General features: G+C 62.7%; 10 protein-coding genes. 7 read left to right on the top strand and 3 right to left on the bottom strand.

The window, feature by feature from the left end:
* The first annotated feature begins 7 nt into the window (after positions 1-7).
* Positions 8-1,807, top strand: a complete 1,800-nt coding sequence (locus I6F12_RS08945; RefSeq protein ID WP_225155997.1) for an adenylate/guanylate cyclase domain-containing protein — start codon at positions 8-10, stop codon at positions 1,805-1,807.
* Between the two features lie 19 nt (positions 1,808-1,826).
* Here the strand turns inward: I6F12_RS08945 and I6F12_RS08940 are convergent, their stop codons facing one another.
* Positions 1,827-2,726, bottom strand: a complete 900-nt coding sequence (locus I6F12_RS08940; RefSeq protein ID WP_225125592.1) for a DMT family transporter — start codon at positions 2,724-2,726, stop codon at positions 1,827-1,829.
* A 767-nt stretch (positions 2,727-3,493) separates the two neighbouring features.
* Here I6F12_RS08940 and I6F12_RS08935 point away from each other — a divergent pair.
* The 4 genes from I6F12_RS08935 to I6F12_RS08920 all read left to right on the top strand — a co-directional run bounded on the left by I6F12_RS08935 (position 3,494) and on the right by I6F12_RS08920 (position 10,538).
* A complete protein-coding gene (locus tag I6F12_RS08935) occupies positions 3,494-7,264 on the top strand; it encodes a vitamin B12-dependent ribonucleotide reductase (protein WP_225155996.1) in 3,771 nt (1,256 codons plus the stop codon).
* 69 nt (positions 7,265-7,333) lie between these two features.
* On the top strand, positions 7,334-8,938 hold the full coding sequence (locus tag I6F12_RS08930; RefSeq protein ID WP_225155995.1) for an AAA family ATPase: 1,605 nt from the start codon (positions 7,334-7,336) through the stop codon (positions 8,936-8,938).
* Between the two features lie 133 nt (positions 8,939-9,071).
* Positions 9,072-9,587 carry a ParB N-terminal domain-containing protein gene (locus I6F12_RS08925; protein ID WP_109143929.1) on the top strand — a complete coding sequence of 172 codons (516 nt, stop codon included), beginning with the start codon at positions 9,072-9,074 and terminating at the stop codon, positions 9,585-9,587.
* A gap of 87 nt (positions 9,588-9,674) precedes the next feature.
* Entirely contained in the window at positions 9,675-10,538 is an 864-nt protein-coding gene (locus I6F12_RS08920; RefSeq protein ID WP_225155994.1) for a nitroreductase family protein, read from the top strand.
* A gap of 139 nt (positions 10,539-10,677) precedes the next feature.
* On the opposite strand, the gene I6F12_RS08915 is transcribed toward I6F12_RS08920, so the two are convergent.
* Positions 10,678-10,944 carry a DUF2312 domain-containing protein gene (locus I6F12_RS08915; protein WP_025575662.1) on the bottom strand — a complete coding sequence of 89 codons (267 nt, stop codon included), beginning with the start codon at positions 10,942-10,944 and terminating at the stop codon, positions 10,678-10,680.
* A gap of 44 nt (positions 10,945-10,988) precedes the next feature.
* Here I6F12_RS08915 and I6F12_RS08910 point away from each other — a divergent pair, with 44 nt between their 5' ends.
* On the top strand, positions 10,989-11,786 hold the full coding sequence (locus I6F12_RS08910; RefSeq protein WP_225150861.1) for a phasin family protein: 798 nt from the start codon (positions 10,989-10,991) through the stop codon (positions 11,784-11,786).
* 188 nt (positions 11,787-11,974) lie between these two features.
* On the opposite strand, the gene I6F12_RS08905 is transcribed toward I6F12_RS08910, so the two are convergent.
* Positions 11,975-12,277 (bottom strand): hypothetical protein, encoded by a 303-nt coding sequence (locus tag I6F12_RS08905; RefSeq protein WP_225155993.1) that lies wholly within the window; start codon positions 12,275-12,277, stop codon positions 11,975-11,977.
* A gap of 298 nt (positions 12,278-12,575) precedes the next feature.
* Here I6F12_RS08905 and I6F12_RS08900 point away from each other — a divergent pair, with 298 nt between their 5' ends.
* The gene (locus I6F12_RS08900; protein ID WP_225155992.1) at positions 12,576-13,574 is read left to right on the top strand and encodes a hypothetical protein; all 999 of its coding nucleotides are present in this window, start codon (positions 12,576-12,578) and stop codon (positions 13,572-13,574) included.
* Positions 13,575-13,715 lie beyond the last annotated feature (141 nt).

Raw genomic sequence — 13,715 nt, 5'->3', positions numbered from 1 at the left:
AGTAGCTATGAAGGACGGTGCTGCGCAGCCCTCTTCGTGTACGAAGCCTCCGCGTCGCTCGCTGTTCTGCAAGTACTTCGCGACGTTGTTTGTCGCTGCGGTCGTGCCTCTGATACTCGGCGCGGCCGTCGAGGCTTCTTTCGGTTACCGAGACCAGCGTCGCCAGATCAGCGCGGTGCTGCAGGCCGATGCTCGCGCGGCGTCCGACAGGATCGAGGCGTTCACCGATGGCATGCGAGATCAGCTGGGTTGGATGGTGCAGCTTCCCTGGTCTGCCGGAGACGATGCGCAACATAAGATCGATGCCTTGCGTCTCCTCCAGCAGGTGCCTGCAATCGTTTCGGTTTCGCTTCTGGATGAGACCGGCACCGAACGGGTCTTTGTTTCCAGGCTGCTTCTGAACAGGACCGGGCGCGGCATCGATATGTCTGCGGATCCCGCTGTTCTGGGCGCACGCGGCAACAAAGTCTGGTACGGACCGGTTCAGTACCAGCAAGATTCAGAGCCCTATATGAGGATCGCGGTTGCCGGGAGCCTGCCGGCCGCAGGGGTTGCGATCGCCGAGGTCAATCTGAAGCTGATCTGGGATGTCATCGCAGCCATTAGAATCGGCGAGACCGGCTACGCCATTGTCGTCGATGATTCCGGTCATCTGATCGCACATCCCGATATCAGCCGGGTTCTGCGCGGCCGCGCCAGCTCCGGCAGTTTTGGCCGGATCAAGCATCTCGTTGGCGCGGCAAGCGGAGCGGCGGTGATAACCGGGGAGCGAGGCAACCCGGTGGTGGCGCTATCCGTTCAGGCCGCCGATGTGGGATGGACGGTGATCGCGATGCAGCCAGCCGCGGAAGCCTTTGCATCAATTCGGGCTGCCTTGTGGCGCTCGTCAATTCTCATTGCCTTTGGTGTTCTTGTCGCGCTGGCGCTCGCCTATTGGCGCGCGCACAGAATGTCCGGTCCGATCAAGCAACTGGAAGAGGGCGTGGAGCGGATCAGAACCGGACAATTCGAGCATCGTATCAAAATCTTCAGCGGTGACGAGTTGCAGCAGCTGGCGTTGCGCTTCAATGAGATGGCTTCTGAACTGGCGATCTCGCAGCAAAAATCTGCGCGGATCGATCGGCTGAAGCAGTTCCTGCCATCACAGGTCGCCGAATTGGTCGAACATTCTCACGAACTGCTCGAAGGGCAGCGACGTGAAGTGGCTGTCATTTTTGGCGACTTGCGCGGCTTCACGGCGTTCTCCACGCGCAATGAACCCGATGTCATCATGGCCGTCATGCGAGAGTACTACGAGGCCGTCGGCGCCGTGACGACTCGTCACGAGGCAACGCTCATCGGCTTTGATGGCGACGGAGTCATGCTGCTGGTCAATGCCCCGATCGCATGCGAACAGCCGGCAAATCAAGCGGTCCGCCTCGCGATCGACCTGCAAATGACGGTTCAGGCCCTTGCCGGCAAATGGTGTGACGCCGGCCACGCGATCGGCTTTGGTGTGGGCGTTGCCATGGGACCGGCAACGGTAGGAACGGTCGGTTACAACGGTCGGCTGGATTACACGGCGATGGGAGCCGTGGTGAATTTGGCGTCGCGGCTCTGTAATCTCGCAAAGGACGCGCAGATCCTGGCTGATCCCACGATCGCTGGAAGGGTAAGGGATAGCGTCCCGATGGCATCGCTCGGACAGCGGACCATCAAAGGCTACGACCAGGCTCTCGAGGTCTTTGCCGTCGCACCTGCTGACCTGCCGTTGAAACCGCCGGGCCCGGCACAACGCCGGCGAGAGAAAGAACCTCAGGACCACTGATACCCCGACCTCCGGACGGCTACCCCCGTGTCGCCAGCACCACCGCGGCTAGCGTAAACACCAGCCCCGCGATCTGCCCTGCCCCGAGCGGCTCGCCAAGCGCGACCGCCGAGGCCACGACGCCGATCACCGGCACCGCCATGGTGCCGATCGCGGCGACCGAGGCCGGCAGGCGCGCCAGTGCTGCGAACCAGCTGACATAGGCGATGCAGAACTGCCCGACGACCGAATAGACCAGCAGCCACCAGCCGAGCGGCGTCACATGCGACAAATGCGTGGTCTCGATCAGGAGGCCGACGATCGAGATCGGCAGGCAGCCGATCCCGATCTGCCAGGCTGCCGCCGCGAGCGGCGGCAGGTGAATCGGGTACTTCTTTGAGAGCACGGTGCCGAGGGCAAAGCCGAACGCGCCGACCAGCACCATGATGATGCCCGGCAGCTTTTCCGTGCTGGCGGCAAGGCCGTTGCCCCCCATGATCGAGGCAAGCCCTGCGAAAGCCAGCACCAGCCCAAGCGCGCGCAAGACCGTCGGCCGCTCGCCCAGGACCGGCCAGGCGAGGATCGAGGCCCAGACCGGCATCGTATAGGCGATCAGCGCCGCCTCGCTCGCCGGCAGCCAGAGCAGCGCCAGGCCCATCAGCACCATCCAGCAGGTGACGTTGAGCGCGGCTGCGGTGAGCAGGCGCGGCCAGATCACACCCTCCACGTGCAGGCTTTGCCGCCGGATCACCGCAAGCAGCGCCAGCAGCAGCGCGCCGAGCACACCGGTGACCCCGCGCAGTGTCAGAGGCGGCAGCTCGGCAAGTAGGAATTTCGTCACCGGCCAGTTGAAGCCCCAGCCGATCGAGGTGATCGCAAGGAACATCAGGCCGGCCGGGGCGATGCGCGGCCGCACGCCCGGCGTCGTCGAATCAAGCATGTCGGCTAGTCCGGCAAATCGGGCGGTCACCTTGGCCCGGATTCGCGGGTCCCACCACCGCTTTGGCGGGCATGCCTGCCCTCACCGTCCGTAGGGCTACGTGAGTCCTGCTGACGCAATCCCATTGCTCAAAAATATACCTGCCCTGTGAACAGCGGGATGAAGGCCCCGCGTCATCACGGCATGCAAATTTTTTCAGTTGGGAATCCCTGAGGACTCACTGATACTTGGGTCCACGACAGGCGCGGCGAAGACCCCTGTTATCCCCCGCAATCCACCATATTTAGTATTTGATTCAGGAACTCGCACTAGTTCTTGACGGGCGCAGCGGAGAGTCCTAGCTTTCGGTCCGTTCGGCGCGAGTGAGTTTGCGTCCCGCCGGCACTCCCCCAAAGGGTCTCGCAAATTTCAGCTCCGCCAGCCGGCCAAAGGCTGCGGATGAGGGCTTGTCTGCCCTCGGAATGCAGGCTCTTCGGGGCGCCAGAACGGGCCGGCAACAGGCTCGGATGGCATCGATGACGAAGTGACGTTGTGGGGCGTTGAACGCATGTCGCGCACATCCCCTTGGGGGCGGATGGGTGTGGACATGCCGGCGGGATGATTGATGCGACGCATCGAGCTCGCGCCGGGAAAAAACAGGGCCGGATCCACCGGCTGAACTGCGGTGCTCCAAGGCCGAACGGCCGAAGGCGCCGCGAATGCAATGACGACCCGGCACGCCCTCAACGAGGGGCGGGACCGGTCAAAGAAAAGGACGGGGCAAGACCATGCGGATTGAGCGGCGCCACACCACTTCGGGACAGTCACCTTATGCGGGTATCGAATTCCGCCTGACCACGTCGGAGATTCGCAATCCCGACGGCTCGGTCGTGTTCAAGCTTGATAACGTCGAGGTGCCGAGCGAGTGGTCGCAGGTCGCCTCCGACGTGCTGGCTCAGAAATATTTCCGCAAAGCGGGCGTTGCCGCGCGCCTGAAGAAGGTCGAGGAGGAATCCGTCCCCTCCTTCCTGTGGCGCTCCGTGCCCGACACTGATGCCCTCGCCGCGCTGCCCGAGAAGGAGCGCTATGTCAGCGAGCTCTCGGCCAAGCAGGTGTTCGACCGCCTCGCCGGCTGCTGGACCTATTGGGGCTGGAAGGGCAAGTACTTCTCGACCGATGAGGACGCCCAGGCCTTCTATGACGAGCTCCGCTACATGCTCGCCATGCAGATGGTCGCGCCGAACTCGCCGCAATGGTTCAACACCGGCCTGCACTGGGCCTATGGCATCGACGGCCCCGGCCAGGGCCATTATTACGTCGACCCCTTCACGGGCAAGCTGACCAAGTCCAAGTCGGCCTACGAGCATCCGCAGCCGCATGCCTGCTTCATCCAGGGCGTCGGCGACGACCTCGTCAACGAGGGCGGCATCATGGACCTCTGGGTCCGCGAAGCCCGCCTGTTCAAATACGGCTCCGGCACCGGCTCCAACTTCTCGCGCCTGCGCGGCGAAGGCGAAAAGCTCTCCGGCGGCGGCCGCTCCTCCGGGCTGATGAGCTTCCTCAAGATCGGCGACCGCGCTGCGGGCGCGATCAAGAGCGGCGGCACCACGCGCCGCGCCGCCAAGATGGTCGTCGTCGACGTCGATCACCCCGACATCGAGACCTATATCGACTGGAAGGTGAAGGAGGAGCAGAAGGTCGCCGCCCTCGTCACGGGCTCCAAGATCAACCAGAAGCACCTCAAGGCCGTGCTGAAGGCCTGCGTCAACTGCGAAGGCTCGGGCGACGATTGCTTCGACCCCGAGAAGAACCCTGCCCTGCGCCGCGAGATCAAGCTCGCGCGCCGCAGCCTGGTGCCCGACAATTACATCAAGCGCGTCATTCAGTTTGCCAAGCAAGGCTACAAGGACATCCAGTTCGACACCTACGACACCGACTGGGATAGCGAAGCCTATCTCACCGTTTCAGGCCAGAACTCCAACAACTCGGTCTCGCTGAAGGACGACTTCCTGCGCGCGGTCGAGACCGACGGCGATTGGAATCTCAACGCCCGCACCTCGAAGAAGGTGACGAAGACTCTGAAGGCGCGCGACCTCTGGGAGAAGATCGGCTACGCCGCCTGGGCCTCGGCCGATCCCGGCCTGCACTTCAACACCACGATGAACGACTGGCACACCTGCAAGGCGTCCGGCGACATCCGCGCGTCCAATCCGTGCTCGGAATACATGTTCCTGGACGACACGGCGTGCAATCTCGCCTCGGCCAACCTGCTGACGTTCTACAACACCGACACCAAGCGCTTCGACGTCGAGGGCTATGAGCACCTCTGCCGGCTCTGGACCATCGTGCTCGAAATCTCGGTGATGATGGCGCAATTCCCGTCGAAGGCGATCGCCGAGCTCTCCTACGAATTCCGCACGCTCGGCCTCGGCTACGCCAATATCGGCGGCCTCCTGATGACCATGGGCTTGCCCTATGACAGCAAGGAAGGCCGCGCGCTCTGCGGCGCCCTCACCGCTGTGATGACCGGCATCACCTACAAGACCTCCGCCGAGATCGCCGCCGAGCTCGGCACCTTCCCCGGCTACAAGAAGAACGCCGCGCACATGCTGCGCGTGATCCGCAACCACCGCCGCGCCGCGCATGGCCAGTCCAACGGCTATGAAGCGCTCAGCGTCAACCCGGTGCCGCTCGACCTCGTCTCCTGCCCGCAAGCAGACCTCGTCGGCCATGCCCAGGCAGCCTGGGATGCAGCGCTCGAGCTCGGCGAGAAGCACGGCTATCGCAACGCCCAGACCACGGTGATCGCGCCGACCGGCACGATCGGCCTCGTCATGGATTGCGACACCACCGGCATCGAGCCGGACTTCGCGCTGGTCAAGTTCAAGAAGCTCGCCGGCGGCGGCTACTTCAAGATCATCAACCGTGCCGTGCCGGCCGCGCTGCGCGCGCTCGGCTATCGCGAGAGCGAGATCGCCGAGATCGAGGCCTACGCCGTCGGCCACGGCTCGCTGGCGAACGCCCCCGGCATCAACGTCACCACGCTGAAGGCCAAGGGCTTCACCGACGAGGCCATCGCCAAGGTCGAGAAGGCCCTGCCGACCGCCTTCGACATCAAGTTCGCCTTCAACAAGTGGACCTTCGGCGAAGACTTCATCCGCGACCAGCTCGGCATCGGCGCCGAGGCGATCGCAGCTCCCGGCTTCGACCTGCTCCAGGCCGTCGGCTTCACCAAGCGCGAGATCGAGGCCGCCAACGTCCACATCTGCGGCGCGATGACCGTGGAAGGTGCCCCGCACCTCAAGGCCGAGCACTATCCGGTGTTCGACTGCGCCAATCCCTGCGGCAAGATCGGCAAGCGCTACCTGTCGGTCGAGAGCCACATCCGCATGATGGCGGCGGCGCAGCCCTTCATCTCGGGCGCGATCTCCAAGACCATCAACATGCCGAACGACGCCACGGTGGAGGACTGCAAGTCCGCCTACATGCTGTCGTGGAAACTGGCATTGAAGGCCAACGCCCTCTATCGCGACGGCTCGAAGCTCTCACAGCCGCTCAACTCGCAGCTCATCAGCGACGATGAGGACGAGGATGATGCGGTCGAGCTGCTGCATGAAAAGCCGATGGCGGCGCGCGCCACGCATGTGGCCGAAAAGGTCGTCGAGAAGCTGGTCGAGCGCATCGTCGTGATGCGCGAGCGCGAGAAGATGCCCGATCGCCGCAAGGGCTACACCCAGAAGGCGGTCGTCGGCGGACATAAGGTGTATCTGCGCACCGGCGAATACGATGACGGCCGTCTCGGTGAGATCTTCATCGACATGCACAAGGAAGGCGCGGCGCTGCGCTCCTTCATCAACAACTTCGCCATCGCGGTGTCGCTCGGCCTGCAATACGGCGTGCCGCTCGACGAATATGTCGACGCCTTCACCTTCACCCGCTTCGAGCCGGCGGGCCCCGTGCAGGGCAACGACAGCATCAAGTACGCGACCTCGATCCTCGACTACGTCTTCCGAGAGCTCGCGGTGAGCTATCTCAGTCGCTTCGACCTCGCCCACGTCGATCCCAACGAGACGGGCTTCGACGCGCTCGGCAAGGGCGTCGAGGAAGGCAAGGAGCCGGACGAGGACGGCGGCCAGCACGCGACCAAACTGGTCTCGCGCGGCCTCACCCGCTCGCGCACGGACAACCTCGTCGTGATGCGCGGCGGCTCGGCCGCGGTCAGCCAAGGCAACGACAGCGCGCCGTCAGGCGGCAGCCGGGTCACGGCGCTGGCCGCCCACGGCGCTAGCGCCCGCGTCGGCGACGCCATCGAAGGCGCCGTCGCCCTGAAGCAGGAAGCCCAGCACGATCTGTCGCCGACGGAGAAGCTCGAGCAGCTGCAATGGAGCAAGGCCGGCACCGCCGCGACCGCAGCCCCCACCAAGGCCGAGCGCCGCGCGGAAGCCAAGGCCAAGGGCTACGAGGGCGAGATGTGCAGCGAGTGCGGCAACTTCACGCTGGTGCGGAATGGCACGTGCATGAAGTGCGATACGTGTGGAAGCACGACGGGGTGTTCGTGAGAATGTACCACCACTAACCTACAGAAGGCCGCTCCGTAGAGCGGCCTTCACTTTTTGTGGACGAAGTCAATGCAATTCAAATTCGTAATCCCCACGCCATCCGGTGAAATGCAATTCGATGTATCGCCAGGATCTTCAATTCTATTCGTTGGCCCCAATGGGGGCGGCAAGACGAGGCTCGCAGTCAAAATCGAAGAACAACTTGGGCCGCAAGCACATCGCGTCTCAGCGCACCGGCTTCTGAGCCTCAATCCTACAATCGCAAAGATCAGCGAAGGAGACGCCCTCCGCGGTCTCAAATTTGGCGTAGCAACGCCCCATGGCCAAATCGCTCATCGCCCTGGTAGCCGCTGGCAGCAGAACGCTGCCGTTTCACCGTTGAATGATTATGATTACTTGATTCAGGCTCTCTTTGCCGAGCAGGCAAACACTGCTCTAAAGACACATCGGAACACGCGAGCCGGAAGTCGGGAAAGCGCACTACCGACACAGTTTGAGAAGCTAGTTGATATCTGGGATCGCTTATTACCTCAGCGGACGCTGAAGATCACCGGCGATGACATTCAAGTATCTTCAGGCACTCAAGCTGCATACAGCGCTTCCGACATGAGCGATGGCGAGCGAGCCGTATTTTATCTTATCGGGCAAACGCTACTGGCAGCAGAAGGCAGCCTGATCATTTTTGATGAACCTGAACTACATATCCATCGAGCAATCATGTCTCGGCTTTGGGACGAACTTGAGGCCGCGCGACCCGACTGCGCGATTGTCTTCATATCGCACGACCTGGAATTTGTGGCTTCACGCAAGGGGCAAAAATTCGTCTTGCGCGACTACAATCCCGCTACCGGCTGGGCCGTCGAAGCCGTTCCCGAGGACGCTGGGTTCAGCGAAGATATTACGAATCTCATCCTTGGTAGTCGAAAGCCTGTCCTTTTTGTCGAGGGGCAGGGCAGCAGCATCGACCAAGCCATCTACCGGGCGTGTTATTTCGATTGGACTATCATTCCTCGCGGCTCTTGCGAAGAAGTCATTCACGCGGTGGTGACCATGCGTGCCAACGCGACGCTTACGCGCGTGACCTGCTCGGGCATCGTTGATGCCGACGCTTACGATCCCTCAGAACTCGAGTTCATGGAAAGCAAAGGCATCGCTGTGCTACCGGTGTCGGAGATTGAAAACATCCTTCTTTTGCCAAGCGTCCTTCAGGCAATTGCAAAGGCTGAAGGATACGCTGGAACCGCTCTTCAAACCAAAGTGTCCAACATTCTTGAAGAACTCTTTGCACATGCCCGTGACGTCAAGAATCAAACTCCAATCGTTGTTCGATATTGCCGGCGAAGGATTGATCGCACTCTAAAGAAGATCGACCTCAGTGATGCCTCCGACGCAACCGCGCTGGCAGCTGACTACGCGGCAAAGACAGATGCTCTGGATGTAGCAGCTCTCGCAAAGCTCGCGACTGACAGCATTCAGAGCGCCTTAGCCACAAAGAATGCACCCGAATTGCTCAAATGGTACGATAACAAGGGAATCTTGAGTATCGCCTGCAAAGCAAAAGACACATCTAAGGTCTTATTCGAACAGTGGATCGTTCGAGCTTTGCGCAACGATATGGCTCCCGAAGTCTCAGCGGCGATCCGAGCAGCATTACCGGCGATTGCGGCAAGGTGATCTCTGGCCGATTCCGACTTCGATTCCGATCCACACTCCCCCCGAATTACCTTTGCCATCGAGCCCTTCCCTCCTAAACTCCCGCTACCACCGGCATGGGTTCCGACGGGCCCGGTAGAAGCGGAGTAAGGTGATGCCCAAACCGGAAAGCTTCCCGATCGAGAAGATCTTCGTTCCCACGAAGCAGAAGAAGGCCATCAAGCCCGAGATCGTCGGAGAGATCGCGGAAAGCATGCTGGAGATCGGACAACAGGCTCCCATCTCCGTTCGGCTCGACGGAGACCGCCTGGTTCTGGTCGAGGGACTGCATCGGTTAGAAGCCTGCAAGGCGCTCGGCGAGACGACCATTCTCGGTGTCCTTGTTACGGCCGAGCTTGCTCAGCACAAGCCGCTGCTCACCGAGCGACCTGAAGTCGAGGCGGAACGCATCAAGATGGCGCGATTGAAACAGTTGCGCCTCGAGAAGGAAGCCGCCGAGGCATCGGCGGCTGCCTTGAAGGGCGTCAGGCAGGCGGAAGCGCCGCGTACCCGTTCGACGAAAGGCGTGCGCGACAATCCGAAGGCATCCCCGGGCCGGATTGTGAAATCGAAACCGAAATCATTGTCGGACTGGATCACACAGCAAAAGGGCAGCGGCGGCCGCTATTGATGGCCGCCCATTGCGTCCACGCCGCGCTTCCACGTCCGCGCCTGCCGCCCTACACTCCCGCCAAACATAAGATCGGGAGGACCCACCATGGCCGACGCCCCGCTGTTCCAGGACGTGATCCGCCGCCGCCGCAGCGTGCGGAGGTTCGAGCCGGGCCGCAGCGTTGGCCGTGACGTGCTGGAGCGGATCGTCGATTGCGGGCGCTGGGCGCCGTCAGGGGCGAACGTGCAGTGCTGGGATTTCATCGTCGTCGATGATGCCGCGATGCGCGACAAGGTGCTCGCGGTATTCCTGCGCCAGGCGCAGCGGCTGGTGGATCACGCCAAGGGCTTCCCGGCCGTGAAGAAGACCTATCTCGCCAACACCGTCGCGATCATCCTCCTGCTCGGCGATCCCCGCTGGAAGGTCTGCTTTCCGCAGGCGACCTCGCCCGAGTTCGACGCCGAGTACCGCGACAACAACGAGGCGATCTTCTTCTGCTCGCTGGGCGCGGCCATCCAGAACATCCAGCTCGGCGTCACCGCGGAAGGGCTGACCTCGGCCTGGCTCTCTGGCGGCGGCGAGGCCGAGACCAATCGCGAGCTCAGCGAAGTCCTGGGTTATCCCGAATGGATGACGGCCTATGGCACCATCCCGATCGGCTATCCCGCCGTGGACCAGGACCGCCGCTACCGCCGTCCGCTCGGTCAGCTCCTGCACTGGAACGGCTACCAGAAGCAGCAATATCGCCGGCATGCCCAGGTCGATTTCTACGAGAGCACGCTGCGCCCCTTCGCGATGTATCGCGACCAGGAATCCATGGACGCCTGGCCGGACCGCGACGAGATGCTGGGCGAGTGGAAGGATGCCTTCACCGGTCCCGTCAGCAACCCCGCGCAAACCCTCGAAAGCGAAGCCGACTTCTCACACCCGCGGGTGATCGGCCAGGCCACCAAGCGGCGTCGAAGCTGAGCGCCTGAACCTGCTCGGCCTCGCGGCGGCCATGCCAGAAATTTCGGGCTCCGTAACCCCACCCCGCAATTTCGTGCTTGGGTGATGGCCGCAATCCCGGAGATCGCGGCTATCTTTTACGTCGATCAGACAGATCGTCTCACGCCGCTTTCGCCTGCTCCGGCGAGGCCGTCTCCATCGCGCGCATGTAGAGGTCGAGCAGGCTTTCGCGCTCGTCGCGCTCGTTCTTGTCTTCCTTGCGCAGCTTGATGATCTCCTTGAGGATCTTCACGTCGAAACCCTCGCCCTTGGCTTCCGCGAAGACTTCCTTTTTCTGTTCGCTCAACTCCTGCATTTCGCTGTCGAGGTTCTCGATCCGCTCGACGAAGGAACGGATCTTGCCGCCGGGAATGGTGATGTCGGACATGGTGCCTCTTTGCTGACTAAGGTCGTGAAAATGCCCGCAAAGAAATGACCAATGTGTTAACCGAGTTGCCGCACCCGATGCCATCGCGCCGCAGCGATACCCGGGACAGGCGACCACCCCGCAGCTATCTGGATCGGCGACTTCTTGCCGGATGCATCGAAGATGCGGCGGCAAAATCTCACCACATGGCCGCCACGCAAGCGACAGCCCGCAATCGCGATTTCAGCGCAAACGCGACGGAGGCTCGCGGCTTCATCGATATTCAGGAGCCATTTGCAATGTTGAGTGCGGTGGACAACAAGCCAAGGGGAAAATCCGGCCGGCGCGGCGGCAAGAAGAAATCGGGACATCGGACCGGGGCCGGCGAGCAACGCGCAAGTGCAGCGCATCAATTGCCGGATGCCTCGACGGAGAACAGGCAAGAGACCGAGGAAAAGACCGAGCAAGAGCCGAGCCGACACATCAGTGCGGAGATACCTTCGGCTGCGGCCTTGCCGGACGAGGCTTCCGGGATGGAGCTAGCTGCAAGCCCGCCCGTCGTACCGGTCGAACCCTTCCAGGCCAGCACGCAAGCGATTGCCGACGCCTATAGCGACTACATCAGGACCTCGCTTGAGCAAGCCTGGAGCTTCCTGGGAAAGCTCGCGACGGCGCGTTCACCCGTCGAGGCCTTTGAGCTTCAGATGGCGTACGCGAAACAGGCCTGCGACTCGTTTGTCGCCGAATCCCAGAAGATCGCCGAGCTGCATGAACAATTGACCAGAGAAAGGGTCATGCATCTTGAGGGGTTCGTGGCCAGGCTCACCCAGACCACGCTCGAAATCCGCACGATACGTCACTAACGACGGGTGCACATTGCGGCGCCGCGGGACGTAAGGTGGGTTAGCTGGCGGTTGCGCGAAGCGCGGTCCGCCGGCGTAACGCACCACCTCTCCGCCGCCGAGATCAAAGAGGCGGGTTACGCTCCCGACCTGCGCTTTGCGCCGTCGCGGAGCTAACTCACCCTACGCGCCTGAGGACCGCCTGGAGTTCAGTACCCTGACTTCGTGCCGGTGGTCGACCCGGTGCCCGCGCCTGTGGTTTGACCTGTGGTTTGCCCTGTAGTTCTTCCTGGAGCGTAGCTCGACGCGCCGGGGCTGGTTTTCTTCGAGGACTTCGCCTGCTGCTTCTTCTTATGTCCCGGAGCGTAGCTGGAAGCGCCCGGCTCGCCCTTCTTGGAACCCATTTGCTGCATCTCATGACCTGGCGTCTTGCTCGATACGCCCTGAGCAAACACGGCTGGGGCTGTAGCCATGACAACGGCAGCCGAAAGCGCGATGATCATTGCTTTCATGTTGTCCTCCTCGAACAAGCCCCTCAAAGGAAACGGAATGGACTAGCGCCCGTTCCCGTCAGCGAACGCTCATGGCGCCGCGGGGCTGGACGCCCCTGGGATCGCTTCGATCCGCTCGACTACCCTACGAAATGCGCTTTGCGCAGTCGCGGCGACAACCCATCCTACGCGCTCACGCCGCCCGCTCCCTCGCCCGTCATAATTTCTCCTTTGCACACGCGTTGTGTCTGATAGCAGCGAGACCTATCCTTGATCGGACTGCCTCCCATTGACGCCCGACCGGATGGAGAGCGCATCGATGCCTGACACGAACGACCACAAACCCGATACCGACAAGCCTGATGCGGCCAAGCCTGAAACCGCCAAGCCGGACGAGGCGCGCGCCGACGGTGGGCTGGCGCGGGCCTACGACAGGATCAAGAGCGCAGAGGAAGACCTCGCGCGGCTGGACCGGCTGGTTTCCGGAATGGAACGCAACAGCGAAGCCCCGCGGACCTCGCACGCAAGCGCCGCCTCGACGGCAGCCGCCACCTCCGCAAACAAGGCGCCGACGCCGGATGCCAGGGTTCTAAACACCAAGCCACGCAATCAGGGCCTGAGGGGAGACAAGGCCATGATGCGCGCTTTGGCCATTCTCGTGATGGCGATCGGCCTTCTCGGTGCCGCCGTCGCATCGCAATACAGCGACGAGGCGACATCGATCGGCAAGTCCATCATGGCGCGATGGGCTCCACCCGCGAGCGCGCCCCCGCAAGCGTCCGCGGCGGAAAGTCCGGCGCAGCCGGCGACGGTGCTGCTGGCCGCCGCGGATGAGCCGAGCCCGGTGCCTGCGCCGCCGGGGCCTAAGGATGCGGAAAGCGCGCCAAAGCCTGCCGCCACTGCCGCCGAGCCGTCATCGTCCGAGCTCGCGCAATCGCTCAAGGCCATCACCAGCGAGCTTGCGAACATCAGCGGCAAGCTCGAGCAGCTGAAGAGCCGCAGCGAGCAGACCCTGCGCGACCAGGCCGCCACCATCGAGCAGCTCAAGGCCGCGCAGGAGAAGGACGCGGCGGACAATGCGCGCCTCGCCGCGCAGGTCCAGGCGTTGCAAACGCAACTGAGCGCGTCATCGGCGTCATCCGCCTCTGCAGCCGCCAAGCCCGTCGTGCGCAGCGTGGTGAGCAACGACACGGCTGCGCGTGCCCGGGCGCACGCACCAGACGCCGCGCCACGACGGCCGAGGCCGCCGCCGCGAGGCGGCTGGATGCCGCCGCGCTATATGGCCGACCCTTATTATTACGGCGATCCGGATTGGTGAGCCCGTTTCGCGAAGGCGCGCGATTTGAAGAGCCTTAGGGTGGGTTAGCCTGCAACGGCGCGAAGCGCAGTCCGCTGGCGTAACCCGCCACTTTGATTTCAGCGGAGGCAGACGTGGTGGGTTACGCTGCGCGAGCTGCGC

Origin of the sequence: Bradyrhizobium sp. IC4059 (genome assembly GCF_020193615.1) — a bacterium.
GTDB classification, from domain to species: domain Bacteria; phylum Pseudomonadota; class Alphaproteobacteria; order Rhizobiales; family Xanthobacteraceae; genus Bradyrhizobium; species Bradyrhizobium yuanmingense.
This window is presented reverse-complemented; position numbering and strand designations above follow the sequence as displayed.

What these genes read in the sequence shown, in the direction of transcription:
- I6F12_RS08920 (WP_225155994.1), top strand. Translation starts at nt 9,675, where the DNA reads ATGGCCGACGCCCCGCTGTTCCAGGACGTGATCCGCCGCCGCCGCAGC.
- I6F12_RS08945 (WP_225155997.1), top strand. Translation starts at nt 8, where the DNA reads ATGAAGGACGGTGCTGCGCAGCCCTCTTCGTGTACGAAGCCTCCGCGT.
- I6F12_RS08900 (WP_225155992.1), top strand. Translation starts at nt 12,576, where the DNA reads ATGCCTGACACGAACGACCACAAACCCGATACCGACAAGCCTGATGCG.
- I6F12_RS08930 (WP_225155995.1), top strand. Translation starts at nt 7,334, where the DNA reads ATGCAATTCAAATTCGTAATCCCCACGCCATCCGGTGAAATGCAATTC.
- I6F12_RS08910 (WP_225150861.1), top strand. Translation starts at nt 10,989, where the DNA reads ATGACCAATGTGTTAACCGAGTTGCCGCACCCGATGCCATCGCGCCGC.
- I6F12_RS08925 (WP_109143929.1), top strand. Translation starts at nt 9,072, where the DNA reads ATGCCCAAACCGGAAAGCTTCCCGATCGAGAAGATCTTCGTTCCCACG.
- I6F12_RS08915 (WP_025575662.1), bottom strand. Translation starts at nt 10,944, where the DNA reads ATGTCCGACATCACCATTCCCGGCGGCAAGATCCGTTCCTTCGTCGAG.
- I6F12_RS08905 (WP_225155993.1), bottom strand. Translation starts at nt 12,277, where the DNA reads ATGAAAGCAATGATCATCGCGCTTTCGGCTGCCGTTGTCATGGCTACA.
- I6F12_RS08940 (WP_225125592.1), bottom strand. Translation starts at nt 2,726, where the DNA reads ATGCTTGATTCGACGACGCCGGGCGTGCGGCCGCGCATCGCCCCGGCC.
- I6F12_RS08935 (WP_225155996.1), top strand. Translation starts at nt 3,494, where the DNA reads ATGCGGATTGAGCGGCGCCACACCACTTCGGGACAGTCACCTTATGCG.